At 74.5% G+C, this 14601-nt stretch carries 14 protein-coding genes; 5 read left to right on the top strand and 9 right to left on the bottom strand.

The features are described 5' to 3' along the window. Positions 1-372 precede the first annotated feature (372 nt). Positions 373-1509, top strand: coding sequence for a nitric oxide synthase oxygenase (locus GPJ59_RS23220; RefSeq protein WP_219669464.1), 1137 nt, complete (start codon positions 373-375; stop codon positions 1507-1509). A 171-nt stretch (positions 1510-1680) separates the two neighbouring features. Beyond that, positions 1681-2721: a lactonase family protein gene (locus tag GPJ59_RS23225; RefSeq protein ID WP_308120430.1), complete on the top strand. Its 1041-nt coding sequence runs from the start codon at positions 1681-1683 to the stop codon at positions 2719-2721. A gap of 133 nt (positions 2722-2854) precedes the next feature. Here GPJ59_RS23225 and GPJ59_RS23230 read toward each other — a convergent pair whose 3' ends face one another. The 3 genes from GPJ59_RS23230 to GPJ59_RS23240 form a co-directional block, all read right to left on the bottom strand. Continuing rightward, entirely contained in the window at positions 2855-3784 is a 930-nt protein-coding gene (locus tag GPJ59_RS23230; RefSeq protein WP_219669466.1) for a sirohydrochlorin chelatase, read from the bottom strand. A 96-nt stretch (positions 3785-3880) separates the two neighbouring features. Then, the gene (locus GPJ59_RS23235) at positions 3881-4567 is read right to left on the bottom strand and encodes a uracil-DNA glycosylase (RefSeq protein ID WP_219669467.1); all 687 of its coding nucleotides are present in this window, start codon (positions 4565-4567) and stop codon (positions 3881-3883) included. An 11-nt stretch (positions 4568-4578) separates the two neighbouring features. Continuing rightward, positions 4579-5670 carry a WD40/YVTN/BNR-like repeat-containing protein gene (locus GPJ59_RS23240; RefSeq protein WP_219669468.1) on the bottom strand — a complete coding sequence of 364 codons (1092 nt, stop codon included), beginning with the start codon at positions 5668-5670 and terminating at the stop codon, positions 4579-4581. A 178-nt stretch (positions 5671-5848) separates the two neighbouring features. On the opposite strand from GPJ59_RS23240, the gene GPJ59_RS23245 reads away from it, so the two are divergent. Continuing rightward, positions 5849-6928, top strand: coding sequence for an NADH:flavin oxidoreductase/NADH oxidase (locus tag GPJ59_RS23245; RefSeq protein WP_219669469.1), 1080 nt, complete (start codon positions 5849-5851; stop codon positions 6926-6928). A 199-nt stretch (positions 6929-7127) separates the two neighbouring features. After that, the gene (locus GPJ59_RS23250; protein WP_219669470.1) at positions 7128-7493 is read left to right on the top strand and encodes an ArsR/SmtB family transcription factor; all 366 of its coding nucleotides are present in this window, start codon (positions 7128-7130) and stop codon (positions 7491-7493) included. On the opposite strand, the gene GPJ59_RS23255 is transcribed toward GPJ59_RS23250, so the two are convergent. Together GPJ59_RS23255 and GPJ59_RS23260 are read right to left on the bottom strand one after the other, a co-directional pair. Continuing rightward, complete coding sequence (locus GPJ59_RS23255; RefSeq protein ID WP_219669471.1) at positions 7490-8899, bottom strand: FAD-dependent oxidoreductase; 1410 nt, start codon at positions 8897-8899, stop codon at positions 7490-7492. The two genes, GPJ59_RS23250 and GPJ59_RS23255, sit on opposite strands and share 4 nt — an antisense overlap. Positions 8900-8971: 72 nt before the next feature. Continuing rightward, positions 8972-9637 (bottom strand): DUF305 domain-containing protein, encoded by a 666-nt coding sequence (locus GPJ59_RS23260; protein WP_219669472.1) that lies wholly within the window; start codon positions 9635-9637, stop codon positions 8972-8974. A gap of 59 nt (positions 9638-9696) precedes the next feature. Here GPJ59_RS23260 and GPJ59_RS23265 point away from each other — a divergent pair, with 59 nt between their 5' ends. Further along, positions 9697-11148: an LVIVD repeat-containing protein gene (locus GPJ59_RS23265; RefSeq protein ID WP_219669473.1), complete on the top strand. Its 1452-nt coding sequence runs from the start codon at positions 9697-9699 to the stop codon at positions 11146-11148. Here the strand turns inward: GPJ59_RS23265 and GPJ59_RS23270 are convergent. The 4 genes from GPJ59_RS23270 to GPJ59_RS23285 form a co-directional block, all read right to left on the bottom strand. Continuing rightward, complete coding sequence (locus GPJ59_RS23270; RefSeq protein WP_219669474.1) at positions 11139-11774, bottom strand: TetR/AcrR family transcriptional regulator; 636 nt, start codon at positions 11772-11774, stop codon at positions 11139-11141. The genes GPJ59_RS23265 and GPJ59_RS23270 overlap by 10 nt on opposite strands. A 113-nt stretch (positions 11775-11887) precedes the next feature. Then, positions 11888-12754 (bottom strand): nuclease, encoded by an 867-nt coding sequence (locus tag GPJ59_RS23275; RefSeq protein ID WP_219669475.1) that lies wholly within the window; start codon positions 12752-12754, stop codon positions 11888-11890. 38 nt (positions 12755-12792) lie between these two features. Next, positions 12793-13497 carry a phosphatase PAP2 family protein gene (locus tag GPJ59_RS23280; protein WP_219669476.1) on the bottom strand — a complete coding sequence of 235 codons (705 nt, stop codon included), beginning with the start codon at positions 13495-13497 and terminating at the stop codon, positions 12793-12795. A gap of 548 nt (positions 13498-14045) precedes the next feature. Then, the coding region (locus tag GPJ59_RS23285; protein WP_219669477.1) for a M56 family metallopeptidase at positions 14046-14601 on the bottom strand (556 nt) is incomplete at its 5' end.

Consider the following 14601-nt stretch of genomic DNA (forward strand, 5'->3'; position numbering starts at 1 on the left):
CGGCCGAGGCGCCCGGCGTCCCCGCGCTCAGCCACGTGAGCGGCCTGGAGAAGCTGCTGGCCGCCCTCGACGAGCCGTTGCGCACCCCGCGCACCGACCCCCTGGTCCGTTCCTGACCGAACGCGCCGCATCCGGGGCCCGGGCGGCGGGCCCCGCGCGGCAGCCCCCGCGCGGCAGGCCCCGCGCGGCGGGCCCGTAAGAGTGCCGGCGCCCGTCCGCAACCCGTTCGCCCGTTCGTCACCCGGAGGGGTGTTCCGGGTCCGTCCCGCCCGCCTGCCCCGACCTGCGGCATGTACAACCGGTAAGGCCCAACCGCACATTCATCCGGCACGTACAGGGTGGATCTGGCCGGACAGGGGGTAACCGCCCGGAATGGAAATACTTCACGAGCGCTCGACGACCGCTCAGACAGCGGACGCGGCTGAGGAGTTCATCCGACTGTTCCACAGGGAGACCCCGGGCGCAGGCGATCCGCGGGACCGGATCGCCGCCGTACGGGCCGAGCTCGCCGAGACCGGAACGTACCGGCACACGGCCGAGGAGCTCGTGCACGGCGCCCGGGTCGCCTGGCGCAACAGCAACCGCTGCATAGGCCGGCTCTACTGGAACTCGCTGCGGGTGCGCGACCGCAGAGAGCTCACCGGCGCCGACGAGATCGCCGCCGAGTGCGTGGAGCACCTGCGCGAGGCGACCAACGGCGGCCGCGTCCGCCCCACCATCACGGTCTTCGCCCCGGACGCCCCGGGGCGCCCGGGCCCGCTCATCTGGAGCGAACAGCTCATCCGCTACGCCGGCTACGGCGACCACCCCTCCGTCACGGTGGGGGACCCCCGCAACCGTGAGCTGACCGAGGCGCTGCGCGCGCTCGGCTGGCCGGGCGGCGCCGGAACGCCCTTCGACCTCCTGCCGCTCGTGGTGCAGGGGTGCGACGACAAGCCGCGGTGGTTCGACCTGCCCGCGGACGCCGTCCTGGAGGTGCCGATCGAGCACCCGGAGGACGCCCGCTGGAGCGCCTGGGGGCTGCGCTGGCACGCCGTCCCGGCCATCTCCAACATGTGCCTGGAGATCGGCGGACTCCACTACCCGGCCGCGCCCTTCAACGGCTGGTACATGGGCACCGAGATCGGCGCCCGCAACCTCGGCGACGCCGACCGCTACAACCTGCTGCCCGTGGTGGCCCGCATGCTGGGCCTGGACACCGCCAGCGACCGCTCCCTGTGGAAGGACCGGGCGCTGGTCGAACTCAACCGGGCGGTGCTGCACTCCTTCGACCGGGCCGGGGTCACCATCGCCGACCACCACTCGGAGTCCCGGCGGTTCCTGAACCATCTCGAACGGGAGGAGCGCAAGGGCCGCGCGGTCGGGGCCGACTGGTCCTGGATCGTGCCGCCGATCTCCGGATCCGCGACGCCGGTCTTCCACCGCACGTACGAGGACCGGCAGACCAGCCCGGCCTACGTTCACCACGAGGGCGCACGGGACCGGGCAGAGGGCCGCTATCTGGTCTAGACCTTCTGCTACGGTCGGCGCACGGATCCGGCGCGGACCGTCAGGAGAGGGGAAGCACACGTGGGCAGCGACGCACCCGGGCAGGAGCCAGGACGCGGACACGGACGCGAACTCGACCGTGAACCCGGCCGCGGACACGACCGTGAACCCGGCCGCGAACACCGGGCGTACATCGGGTCGTTCACGTCAGTGGGCGGCCGCGGCATCACCACCGCGGCCGTCGACCCGGCGACCGGGGCGCTGACCCCGCTGTCCGCCACCGACACGGTCGCCGACCCCTCGTACCTGGCGCTCTCCGCGGACGGCTCGGTCCTCTACGCCGTCAGCGAGGCCGACCCCGGTGCCGTACGCGCCTTTCGGCCGACCGGCGCCGGGCTCGCACCGCTGGGCGGTGCCGCGCCGGTCGGCGGCTCCGGGCCCACCCACCTCGCGGTGGCCGGGCGCCGGCTGTACACGGCGAACTACACCTCCGGCAGCGTGAGCGCGCTCGCGCTGGACGCCGCGGGGCGGCCCGGCGGAGCTGTCGCGGTGCTGCCCCACCGGGGCAGCGGCCCCGATCCCGACCGGCAGCGGCAGCCGCACGCCCACCAGGTACTGCCCGACCCGGGCGGGCGCTGGGTGCTGTCCGTGGACCTCGGGACGGACTCGGTCCGCGTCTGCGCGGCGGATCCCGCCTCCGCGACGGACGGCAGCGGCGGCGGCCTGGCGCTCCGCGTGCACGCGGAGGCGAAGCTGCCGGCCGGGACCGGCCCGCGGCACCTCGTCTTCCACCCGGACGGGGCGGTGGTCTACGTCCTGGGCGAGCTGCGGCCGGTGCTGACCGTCTGCCGCTGGGACGCGGCGGCCGGGCGGCTCGACCCCGTCGCGCAGGTCCCGGTGGTCCCGGCGGGTGCTCCCGCCGGCGTACGGGCGTACCCCTCGGCCGTGGTGGCCGATCCGGACGGCCGGTTCGTCTGGGCCGCCGTACGCGGTACGGACGCGATCGCCGTGCTGTCCCTCGCCGACGGGCCCGAGCGCCCCCGGCTCACCGCGACCGTGCCCACCGGCGGCCGCTGGCCGCGCGACCTGGCGCTCGGGCCGGCCGGCCGGCTGTACGCGGCCGACGAGCGCTCCGGGGACGTCACCTGGTTCGACGTGGACCCGCGCACCGGGCACCCGCACCGGGCCGGCTCGGTCGCGGTACCGGCTGCCACCTGCGTGGTCTTCGGCTGAGCGGGGCCGCAGGGCCGAAAGCGCGGCGAGGGGGCGCCCCGGGGAATCCACGGGGCGGCCCCTCGCGAGGTCACGGGACGGCCGTCAGCCGGCCGTGCCACGGGCGGGCCGTCAGCCGGCCGTCAGTCGGCCGTCAGCGGGCCGACGCGGCCTGCGGCAGACCGAGCGCGGCACCGTACTGCGCCACGGCGAGCTTGCCGATCGCCGGGTAGGCGCCCAGCGCCTCGGCGGCCGAGCAGTCGGCCTCCTTGCAGGCGGTGTCCAGCAGGCCCTCGGCGGCCTCCGGGCCGATCAGGTACGGGGCCATCGCCAGCTGCACGGAGCCGGAGTCCCGCAGCTGCTGGGCGACCGAGGCCACCGAGCCCTCCTGGTCCAGGGCGGCCGCCATCACGGGCACCGCGAGCCGGGCGGCCAGCAGCATGCCGGTGATCCCGGCGGCCTGGACCGCCTCCTCGCCGCCGGTGGTGGCCAGGATGATGCCGTCGGCCGCCGTCGCGACGGTGAACAGCCGGGCCCGGTCGGCGCGCGCCAGGCCGGCCTCGGACAGGCGCACGTGCAGGCCCTCGGCCAGCAGCGGGTGCGGGCCCAGGACCTCGGAGAGCTCGACGGCCGCCGAGCTCTCCATCAGGGCCTGGCGGATCCGGCGCAGCAGGTCGCTGTCGGGGCCGGCCAGCAGCGGGACCACCACGGCGTCCGGGCCGGTGGGCGCGGGCACCTCCTGGCCGGCGGCGCGGGCGAACTCGGCACGGGCGGCGCGCTCCTGCGCCACCGCGGTGAGGACCGAGGAAAGGGACGGGAACTCCGGCGCGCTGTCGCCCTCCGGGTGCTCCCCGTCCAGGTAGCCGATCCGGGCGTCGAGGCCGGGCAGCTCCGAGCGGCCGATGCTGAGGATCTCCTCCGCGAGCCCCCGCGCGGTGGCGGAAGGGGCACCCGGCACGGCGAGGACCAGCGCGGGCGCGCCCTCGGGCGCCGCCGCGGGCTCGGGCCGGCGGTGCCGTCCGGTCGGGCGGGGTCGCGGCATTCGTACGGGCAGGCCGTTCGCGGGCCCAGTGGGGGTGCTCATGGCGCCGCATGCTACTGGCTTATCGGAAGCCGGTGTTCGGGGAGGGGTGGGCTCGGCGTCATCTGTCCGTATTTATCCGGTGAAGGCAGACACCTGTCAACTGACGGACGGCAAGCTCCAGTCCACAGGCTGTGCACCCTGGCGCACCAGCAGGTCGTTGACCCGGCTGAAGGGCCGCGAGCCGAAGAACCCGCGGTCGGCCGACATGGGCGAGGGGTGCGCCGACTCCACGGCCGGCAGGTCGCCGAGCAGCGGCCGCAGATTGCGCGCGTCCCGGCCCCACAGCACCGAGACCAGCGGCTTGCCGCGCGCCGCCAGGGCCCGGATCGCCTGCTCGGTGACCGCTTCCCAGCCCTTGCCGCGGTGCCCGCCGGGCTTGCGCGGGGCCGTGGTCAGCGCCCTGTTCAGCAGCAGTACGCCCTGCCGGGTCCACGGGGTCAGGTCGCCGTTCGCCGGCCGGGGGTGTCCAAGATCACTGTGGAGCTCCCGGAAGATGTTCTCCAGGCTGCCGGGAACCGGGCGCACCTCGGGTGCGACCGAGAAGGACAGGCCCACGGCGTGCCCGGGCGTCGGATAGGGGTCCTGGCCCATGACGAGGACTCTGACCTCGTCGAAGGGCTGCTGGAAGGCGCGCAGCACGTGCGCGCCCGCCGGCAGGTACGTACGCCCCGCGGCGATCTCGGCGCGCAGGAAGTCCCCCATGGCGGCGATCTGCCCCGCCACGGGCTCCAGCGCGCGTGCCCAGCCTGCTTCTACGATCTCGTTCAACGGTCGTGCTGCCACACCGGGTCACTCTAGTGGCCGATCAAGGCCGCCCGGACACACAGCACGTCGGGCAGGTGCGAGGCCAGCAGCTCCCAGCTGTCGCCGTCGTCCGCGCTGGCGTACAGCTCGCCGTTGCGGTTGCCGAAGTAGATGCCGGCCGGATCCGCGTCGTCCGTGCACATCGCGTCCCGCAGCACCGTCCCGTAGTGCGCCCCGTCCGGCAGGCCCGCCGTCAGCGGCTCCCAGGTGGCGCCCGCGTCGCGGGTACGGAAGACGCGGCAGCGGTGCCCGGCGGGGACCCGGTCGGAGTCGGCGTTCAGCGGGAAGAGGTAGGCGGTGTCCGGCCGGTGGGGGTGGGCGGCCACCGTGAAGCCGAAGTCCGAGGGCAGGCCCGCCCCGATGTCCGTCCACCGGCCGCCGGCGTCGTCGCTGCGGTAGACGCCCCAGTGGTTCTGCAGGTACAGCCGGTCGGTGTCGCCGGCGTCCTGGGCGATCTTGTGCACGCACTGGCCGAATTCGGGGTGCGGATCGGGCAGGAAGACCGCCGAGACCCCCTCGTTGGACGGCGCCCAGGTCGCGCCGCCGTCCCGGGTGCGGAAGACGCCGGCCGCCGAGACCGCCACGGTCACCGCGTCGGCGTCGCCCGGGTGCGTGATCACGGTGTGCACGGCCTCACCGCCGCCGCCCGGCTGCCAGTCCTTGCGGCTCGGGTGCTCCCACAGCGGCCGTACGAGCTCGAAGCTCTCGCCTCGGTCGGCCGAGCGGAACAGGGCCGCCGGTTCCGTCCCGGCGTAGACGACGTCCGGCGCCTCCGGGCCCGCCGGATGCAGCTGCCAGACCCGCTCCAGGGACGCCCCGGTGTCCGCGGGGAAGCGCACCGCCGGCGCGGTGGGTTCCTGCCAGGTCGCCCCGAGGTCGTCCGAGGTGAAGACGGAGGGGCCCCAGTGCGTGCTGTCCCCGCCGGCCAGCAGCCGGGGCGCGGGCCCGCGGCGGTCGACGGCGACCGCGTACACGGCCTGGGCGTTGAAGTGCGGGCCGTCGAAACGCCAGGGGCCGTCGTCCCGGCGGCGCCCGACGAAGAGCCCCTTGCGTGTTCCCACCAGCAGCAGCACATCGGTCATGGCCGCGATCCTCCGGACGTCGTGTCCCGAAAAGCGTCTTTCCGGCCAGTGTGCACCCACCCGCTGACAGTGACCCCGGCGGCGCACAGGAATCTTGTACGAGAGATCTCGTAGTACGGGGAAATTCGTAGTACGGTGTTCCTCGTACTCAGCCGCACCGCGAGTTGGAGAGCCCCTCATGAGCACCTCCCTGTTCGAGCCCTACACCCTCCGCTCGGTCACCGTGCCGAACCGCCTGTGGATGGCCCCGATGTGCCAGTACAGCGCCGAGGCCTTCGGGCCCGGTGCGGGCGTCGCGAACGACTGGCACTTCGCCCACTACGCCGCCCGCGCGGCCGGCGGCACCGGCCTGATCGTCCAGGAGGCCACGGCGGTCTCCCCGGAGGGCCGGATCTCCCCCCACGACCTCGGCATCTGGAACGACACCCAGGTCGCGGCGCTGCGCCGGATCACCGACTTCCTCAAGGCGCAGGGCACCGTGCCGGGGATCCAGATCGCCCACGCCGGGCGCAAGGCCTCCACCGCGCAGCCGTGGAAGGGCGGCGCCCAGGTCGGCCCGGAGGGGCACGGCTGGCTGCCGAGCGCCCCCAGCCCTGTGCCGTTCGCCGAAGGGGACGCGGTCCCGCGCGAGCTGACCGTCGAGGAGATCCACGAGATCACCGGCCGTTTCGCGGCCGCCGCCGGGCGCGCCCTGGCCGCCGGCTACCAGGTGCTGGAGATCCACGGCGCCCACGGCTACCTGATCGGCCAGTTCCTCTCCCCGCACAGCAACCGTCGCCAGGACGAGTACGGCGGCTCCTACGAGAACCGGACCCGCTTCGTGCTGGAGGTCGTCGACGCCGTCCGGGCGGTCTGGCCCGAGGAGCTGCCGCTGTTCTTCCGGATCTCGGCCACCGACTGGCTGGAGGAGGACGGCTGGACCGCCGACGAGACCGTCCGGCTGGCCGCCGAGCTGCACCGGCACGGGGTGGACCTGCTGGACGTCTCCAGCGGCGGCCTGGCCCCCGGTGTCCGGATCCCGGTCGGCCCCGGCTACCAGGTGCCCTTCGCGGCCCGGGTCAAGGCCGAGACCGCCCTGCCGGTGGCCGCCGTGGGGCTGATCACGGAGCCCGAGCAGGCCGAGAAGATCCTGGCCAACGGCGAGGCGGACGCGGTCCTGCTGGGCCGCGAACTGCTGCGCGACCCGCACTTCGCCCGACGCGCCGCGCGGGAGCTGGGCGCCGAGATCCGGGTGCCGGAGCAGTACCACCGGTCCTGACCGCCGGCCCCCGGACCGGGACCGCCGGCCAGTCCGCCGGCCCCGGAGCAGCGGCCGACCGCCGGCCCCGGTCGTACGGCATCCGGACCGCCAGCGCCCAGCCGTACGGCATCCGGTCATACGACGACGCCCGGTCATACGACGTTCGTCGTACCATGGAGCCGCAGGGGACCCCGACCGAGTGAGCGGAGCACTGGACATGACGGAACGTGAACCGAGCCGCGCCCTCGCCCACCCCGAGCCCGCGGACATCCGGCTCGAAGGGGTCCTGCACGCCCTCTCCGACCCGGTCCGGCTGGTGATCGTCCGGGAACTGGCGGGCACCGGGGTCGAGTTGTCCTGCTCGTACTTCGAGCTGCCCGTCACCAAGTCCACCACCACGCACCACTTCCGGGTGCTGCGCGAGGCGGGCGTCGTACGGCAGACCTACCGCGGCACGGCCAAGATGAACGGCCTGCGCCGCGCCGAGCTGGACGGGCTCTTCCCGGGCCTCCTCGACAGCGTCCTGACCGCAGCGGACGCCGAGGCGGCCCGGCTGGGCGCCCCGTCGGCCCGGCCCGCCTAGCCGGCGGGTGTGTCCGGGCCCGGTCCGCCGGGCGCGCCCCGGCCCGTACCGGGCCCGGCCGTGCCCGCCGCCGTCAGCAGGCCCGGCCAGTCCGGGATCTTGACCGTGTGGCGGCCGAGCGTCCGGCCCAGGTCGGCCTCCGCCGACTCGATCGCCAGCCAGCCCGGCCACAGCACCGGGTCCAGTCCGGCCGCCCGCAGCGCGTCCAGCGGATCGCCGGGCAGCTCCCGCCGGGCGAGCAGGGCCGCGTCCTGGAGCAGCGAGGAGACGGTCTCCTTGGCACACGGCCGGTTGGTGCCGATCACCCCGGTCGGGCCGCGCTTGATCCAGCCCGCCACGTATTCGCCGACCGAGGCCCGCCCGTCCCGCACCACCCGGCCCGCGGCGTGCGGCACGGTCCCGGTCGCCGGGTCGAAGGGCAGCCCCGGCAGCGGCACCCCGCGGTAGCCCACCGAGCGCAGCACCAGCTGCGCCTCGACGTCCTCGTACGTGCCCGTACCGCTCACCCCGCCGCGGCCGTCCGGCGCGGTCCGCTCGAAGCGCACCCCGACGACCCGCCCGGCGGCGTCGCCCAGCACCTCCACCGGGCGCAGGAAGAACCGCAGCACGATCCGCCGGTCCGCCTCCGGCGCACCCTGCCCGGCCCAGCCGCGCAGCACCTCCACGTTGCGCCGGTTGACCGCCGGGAGGGGCGCGGCCGGGTCGGCGTAGGCCGGGTCCAGGGCGAGTTCGGCCGGATCCAGCTCGACGGCGACCCCGGGCAGGGTGCCCAGCTCCCGCAGCTCCTTGGTGGTGAACTTGCCCTGCGAGGGCCCGCGCCGGGCCACCATGTGCACCCGGCGCACACCGCTGCCGGCCAGCGCGCGCAGCGCTGCGTGCGGCATGTCCGTCGGTGCGAGGTCCGCCTCGCCGCGCGCCAGCATCCGCGTCACGTCCACCGCGACGTTGCCCGCCCCGACCACCACCGCCGACCGCACCCCGGTCAGGTCGAACCCCGCCTCCTCGGCGTCGGGGTGGGCGCTGTACCAGGACACGAAGGAGGTCGCGGAGTGCACCCCGGCCAGCTCCTCGCCGGGGATGCCCAGGGTCCGGTCCCGGGCGGCGCCCACGCAGTAGACGACGGCGTGGTACAGCTCCCGCAGCCGGGCGGTGGTGCACTGCGGCCCACCGACCTCGACATGGCCGATGAAGCGGATCCGGTCGTCCTCCAGCACCCCGCGCAGGTTGCCCTGGAGCGACTTGATCTTCTCGTGGTCGGGGGCGACGCCGTACCGGACCAGCCCGTACGGGCAGGGCAGCCGGTCCAGCACGTCCACCCGGACCCCGGGCACCTCGCGCTGTGCGACCAGGGCCTGGGCGGCGTAGACCCCGCTCGGACCCGAGCCGACGACGGCGACACGAAGCATGGCGCAGCTCCTTCCGCGGATGCGCGTCCTTCCGCGGTGCGACTCCCAGCATCGCACCGCCGTACCGGGGCGTCAGCCCATGGCCCGCATCCGGTGGATCTCGGCGGTCTGCTGGGCCACGACCTCGGTCGCCATCTCCTCCACGGCCACGTTGTTCCCGGCGGCCAGCACGTCGCCGGCCATCTTCAGGGCCCCTTGGTGGTGGGCGGTCATCAGCCGGAGGAAGATCCGGTCGAAGTCGGCGCCGCGGGCCGCGGAGAGCTCTGCCAGCTGCTGCTCGGTCGCCATCCCCGGCATCGCGTGGTGGTCGTGCCCGGCGGACGGTCCGCCCGCCTGTCCGGCCGGCGCGGGGTACTTCTTCTGCCAGCCCTCCATGGCCCCGATCTCGGGCTGCTGGGCCGCCTTGATCCGTTCGGCGAGCCGCTTGACGGCCTCGCCGCCGGCCCGGTCGGGCGCGAGCGCGGTCATGGTCAGGGCCTGCCGGTGGTGCACGACCATGTTCGCCACGTAGCTCTGGTCGGCCGCGTTGGGGCTGTCGTCCGGACGCTGTCTCGCCGCCTGCTCGGGTGAGAGCGTGCGCGGCGTGTCGCCCGGACGGCCGGGCGCGATCACCACCTGCCCGCCGCCGTCGGCGGCGTCCGCCCCGTCCCCGCCACGGCAGCCGCCGAGGCCCAGGAGGAGGACCGCGGCGGCGACGGCCGCCACACGTGGCCGTCGTAAGCCTTTTGTCGTGTCCATGATGAGGACCATACTGCCCGGGTCTGTACGTACTCCATACGTACCCAAGGGAGAGCACCTTGACGACATCACACCCCCACCGGGTGCGGCGCAGGAGTCTGGGGGTGGCCGCCGCGGCGGCCGGGCTCCTCGCCACACTCCTGGCCGCCGGACCCGCGGCCGCCACACCGGACCCGGGCGACCTGCGGATCACCCCGGACTCCCGCCTCGCGGGCGACTTACCCGGGCAGGACCAGATCGTCCACAGCCCGAACATCAAGCACCTGACGACGATCCCCAGCACCAACCCCAACGGGATCAACACCGACCTCGCCTTCCAGGGCCGGTACGCCTACGCCGGCAACTACGACGGCTTCACCATCTACGACATCGCCGATCCCAAGGCGCCGAAGACCGTCAGCACCGTGCTCTGCCCCGGCGGCCAGAACGACATCTCCGTCTCCGGCGACCTGCTCTTCCTCTCCACCGACTCCTCGCGCAGCGACGACTCCTGCAACAGCGTCTCGCAGCCGGCGACCGAGAAGTCCTCGTGGGAGGGCATCAAGATCTTCGACATCCGGGACAAGAAGAACCCCAAGTACGTCAAGTCCGTCGAGACCGCCTGCGGCTCCCACACCCACACCCTCGTGCCGGGCGGCCGCGACATCTACGTCTACGTCTCCTCCTACTCGCCCAACGAGGCCTTCCCGGACTGCCGGCCGCCGCACGACGGCATCTCCGTGATCAAGGTGCCCAGGAAGGAGCCGGCCAAGGCCGCGGTGGTGGGCTTCCCGGTGCTCTTCCCGGACGGCGGCAACCCCGGCGCCCCGGCCAACCCCGGTGTCGCGAAGACCACCGGCTGCCACGACATCACCGTGCTGCCCTCGAAGAACCTCGCGGCCGGCGCCTGCATGGGCGACGGCATCCTCTTCGACATCAGCCGTCCCGAGCAGCCGAAGGTCATCGACCGGGTGCAGGACAACGTCAACTTCGCGTTCTGGCACTCCGCCACCTTCAACGAGAGCGCGAACAAGGTCGTCTTCACCGACGAGCTCGGCGGCGGTGGCGGCGCCACCTGCAACGCGGCGACCGGCCCCGACCGCGGCGCCGACGGCATCTACGAGATCCAGGGCAGGGGCGACCAGCGCAAGCTCGTCTTCCGCAGCTACTTCAAGATCCCGCGCCACCAGGCCGACACCGAGAACTGCGTCGCCCACAACGGCTCGCTGGTCCCGGTCGGCGGCGGCCGCGACATCATGGTCCAGGCCTGGTACCAGGGCGGCGTCTCCGTCTGGGACTTCACCGACGCCGCACAGCCCGAGGAGATCGCCTACTTCGAGCGCGGCCCGCTCACCACGGACCGGCTCAGCCTGGGCGGCTCCTGGTCGGCGTACTACTACAACGGCCACATCTACTCGAACGACATCGTCAAGGGCTTCGACGTACTGAGGCTCGACGACTGGCGCACCGAACCCGCCAAGTGGGTGTGGATGGACCGGCTCAACGTCCAGTCACAGCCCGCCTACCACTGAGGTCCCGTCCCGCCGGGCGCACCGCCGTCCGGCGGGACACCCAGCTCCCAGTCGAGCCCGTAGCGCTGGAACAGTTCCGCCCGCAGCCGCTCGGCCGGCATCGGGGCGCCCGGCAGCAGCACGGCGAACACCGCGCCCATGAGCAGCGCCCGCAGCAGCGGGTAGTCCGCGTCCACGTCCGCCGTGCCGTTCCGTACGACCGTCTCGCGCAACAGCTCGGCGAGACGCTGCTGCTCGGGGCACTGCACGAAGCCCTCCGCCTGGAGGATGCCCGCCATGTGCGTGCGCATCAGCAGCGGCTGGTCGTGGGCCAGGCCCAGGATCGCGTCGATGGCCCGGGCCAGCAGCTCCCGGCCCGCGTCCTCGCCCGTCGGCCGCGGCTCGCGCTCCAGCGCCTCCTGCAGGGTGCGGTGCATCAGCCGGTGCACCGCCGACTGCAGGAGGTGGCGCTTGCCGGGGAAGTAGTACGAGACCAGTCCGCGCGCCGCGCCCGCCCGGTCGGCGATGTCCCCGAGCGTCGTCGCCTCGTACCCGCGTTCGGCCACCAGATCCACGGTCGCCTGCAGCAGACGCTCCCTGGAGCGTCTGCGCAATTCTTCATTGACCGATGCGCTGCGCGGGGACATGCTTACTCCTGCGTTGACTGGCTGTGAGCCAATATACTCAGCGCGCAGGACTCCGGTGTTGGGGCGACGCGGGGGATCGCCTCAACACCGGCACCGCCATGCTCGACGCCCGCTCAGCGCTCCGCGAAGACCAGGTCCTCCGGCGCCGCGGTCAGCCGGACGCTCTGCCCCTCCGTCTCCACCAGCGTCGACAGCCCCGTGAACTGGCCGCGCGAGAGCACCAGCACCCGGTCGGCCCGCTGGTCCAGGAACTCCCCGAAGCCCGCCAGGGACGAGTCGCCCGCCCCGAGCGTCAGATAGTCGGCCAGCCGCCGGAACAGCTTCGGCACCAGCACCGCGCTCTCGCTCAGCGAGGCCAGCCCGTCGATCTTCGCCCCGGTCTGCGTCTGGTCGACCGGCCAGAGCCCCAGCCCCGCCCGCCGCGCCTCCGCCACGGCACCCGTCATCGCCTCGCGCAGGTCGACGTACAGCTTGGTGTAGTACGTCGGGTACGCGAGCCCGCGCCGGAGCTGGTCGACGTTCGCGGTCTGGCGCAGCAGCTGGACCCCGACGTGGACCTGATCGCCGCTCGGTGCGGGGGCGGGGCCGCGGCCGGCGAGCGCCACACAGCGGCCGCCCACGTCCGCGCCGCGGGTCAGCACGTAGCCGGGAACGGCCACCGGCTCCGAGGAGGTCACCGTGCCACTGCCGTCGCGCAGCACGGAGACGAAGCCCAGCCAGCGGATCAGCTCCTCGGCCGCCTGCGCGCCGAACGGGGGCGGCTGGTGCAGCTCCGTGCCGTGCGCCGGCACGTAGTGCGTCTCCAGGGTGTCGATGCCGTCCAGCCGCAGCTGCGCGGCCCCGGACCGGTTGCTGCGGACCCGGTGCGGGCCCGGGACCAGGTCCCAGTGCGCGGGGTCGGCCGGGACGAACCGGACCGAGTCCCCGTCCGGCCGGGCCCCCAGCAGCCGGTAGCTTCCCTCGATCACGAGCATGGGCATGGCGGGCCTCCCCGTGGGTACCGATGCGTGAACCGGTGTCAGGATCCCTGCTGCCCGGCCCCGGGAGAAGAGGGTGCACGGCCAGGCTGTGGCCGGGCCGAGACAGCCCAGCTCCGGTGCGCCCCGGCGAGGGCGCACAGCGCCACCGCCGCGCCCAGCAGCCAGCCGCCCACGACGTCGGACATCCAGTGCACGCCCAGGTACAGCCGGGTGAAGCCCACCCCCGCGACCGAGACCGCGGCCGCCACCCAGGCCGCCCGCGACCGCGGGACGAGCCACAGCAGGAACACGAACACCGCGGCCGCCGTCAGCGCGTGGCCCGAGGGGTACGCGGCGTAGTCGGCCGAGTCCACCGGGTCCGGCCACCACGGGCGCTCCCGCTCCAGCAGGGCCTTGACCCCCTGGGACACCAGCGTCGCCGCGACCACCGCCGCCACGCAGCGCACGGCGAGCGCGAGTTCGCCGCGCCAGGCCAGCCAGCCGGCCGCGGCGGCCGCCAGCGCCCGCATCGTCCAGGGGTCCCACACCCAGTCGGTGAACAGCCGGTTGACCGAAACCACGGCCGGATGCCCGGCCGCGTGCGCGTGCAGTGCCTGCGCGACGACGGCGTCGGCGCGGACCACGGGCCGCGCCTCCACCGCCACGGCCGCCGTCAGCACGGCGCCGAGCAGCGCGCACAGGACACAGACGAGGAGGCGGAAGCGGCTGCGGCTGCGGCTGCGGCGCACGGGACGGCTGGGCATACGGTGGATCCTCGCACCCGCGGACGATCCCCCGACGCTGCGGCAGCGACGGCGCCCCGCCCGGGTCCGTCCGACGCCCGGGGGCCGGCGGACATTTACGCCGGGGGCCGGAGGCTCTCCCGCGGTGCCGGGCGCTGTCGGCTCTCCCGCGTTGCCGGGGGTCGTCGGCCCTCCCGCGTTGCCGGGGTCAGCGGCCTGCTGCGCTGCCCGGGTCGGCACGCGTCCGTGACGGCCGGGCCGTCTGCCGCCTTCCCGGGCCGCCAGGTCGTGTCTTTCGGATCAGGCCGGATCAGCCCGCGGCGTCTGGTGCCGTGCATCGCAAGGCCGAGGAGGGAGCCACTGCGGTAGGGCCACCTCCCGGCGGTGGCTGGGGACATCGGCGACCGGCGAGAACGCAGCGAGGTGCGGTACCGGACGTCGCGGGCGCGGCCTGATCCGAAAGACACGGCCCGGGCCCGCCGCGTATCCGTGCCGCCCGGGCCGGCGGCCCATCCGTGCGCCCGGGCCGAGCCGCCCGTCCGCGTCGCCCGGGCCGGGTCCACGTGGCGCTACAGCGCCCGGAGCCCCGGTACGAACGCCACCAGCAGCGGCACCGCCGGCACCAGCGTGGCCAGCGCCGCCAGGCGCAGCCGGCGCGCCGCCGACAGCCGCGGCGCGGCCGACAGCAGCCGGCGTACCCGCTGCGGTACGTGCGCCTCCGAGGTGCCGCACGGCCCGAACACCCCGCGGTCCTCGTTGAGTCCGACCAGCGCCAGCGCGATCGTCAGCCGGCCGAACCGGCGTGACGCCACGTCATCCGCCGCCAGCTCCACCAGCCGGTGCATCTCCGCCTCGAACGCCGCGAACACCGGCACCTGCGGGAACCCGCCCGCCAGCGCCCGCGAGCAGTGCAGCAGCCAGTCGTGCCGCGCCGCCGCGTGCCCCTGCTCGTGCGCCAGTACGGCGTCCAGCTGGCGGCCCTTGAGCCGGCGCAGCGCGCCCGTCGTCACCACCAGCTGCGGCGCCGCACCCGGCAGCCACCAGGCGTCCGGCCGCTCGCCCTCCAGCAGCACCAGCCGCTCGCCGCCCGGCTCCTCACCGGGCAGCAGGGGCGCCCGCAGAAGC

Origin of the sequence: Streptomyces bambusae, from assembly GCF_019400985.1 — a bacterium.
GTDB lineage: Bacteria > Actinomycetota > Actinomycetes > Streptomycetales > Streptomycetaceae > Streptomyces > Streptomyces bambusae_A.

Coding starts and splice junctions, on each gene's coding strand:
- GPJ59_RS23220 (WP_219669464.1), top strand. CDS start 373: ATGGAAATACTTCACGAGCGCTCGACGACCGCTCAGACAGCGGACGCG.
- GPJ59_RS23275 (WP_219669475.1), bottom strand. CDS start 12,754: ATGCCCATGCTCGTGATCGAGGGAAGCTACCGGCTGCTGGGGGCCCGG.
- GPJ59_RS23255 (WP_219669471.1), bottom strand. CDS start 8,899: ATGCTTCGTGTCGCCGTCGTCGGCTCGGGTCCGAGCGGGGTCTACGCC.
- GPJ59_RS23245 (WP_219669469.1), top strand. CDS start 5,849: ATGAGCACCTCCCTGTTCGAGCCCTACACCCTCCGCTCGGTCACCGTG.
- GPJ59_RS23230 (WP_219669466.1), bottom strand. CDS start 3,784: ATGAGCACCCCCACTGGGCCCGCGAACGGCCTGCCCGTACGAATGCCG.
- GPJ59_RS23280 (WP_219669476.1), bottom strand. CDS start 13,497: ATGCCCAGCCGTCCCGTGCGCCGCAGCCGCAGCCGCAGCCGCTTCCGC.
- GPJ59_RS23270 (WP_219669474.1), bottom strand. CDS start 11,774: ATGTCCCCGCGCAGCGCATCGGTCAATGAAGAATTGCGCAGACGCTCC.
- GPJ59_RS23260 (WP_219669472.1), bottom strand. CDS start 9,637: ATGGACACGACAAAAGGCTTACGACGGCCACGTGTGGCGGCCGTCGCC.
- GPJ59_RS23240 (WP_219669468.1), bottom strand. CDS start 5,670: ATGACCGATGTGCTGCTGCTGGTGGGAACACGCAAGGGGCTCTTCGTC.
- GPJ59_RS23250 (WP_219669470.1), top strand. CDS start 7,128: ATGACGGAACGTGAACCGAGCCGCGCCCTCGCCCACCCCGAGCCCGCG.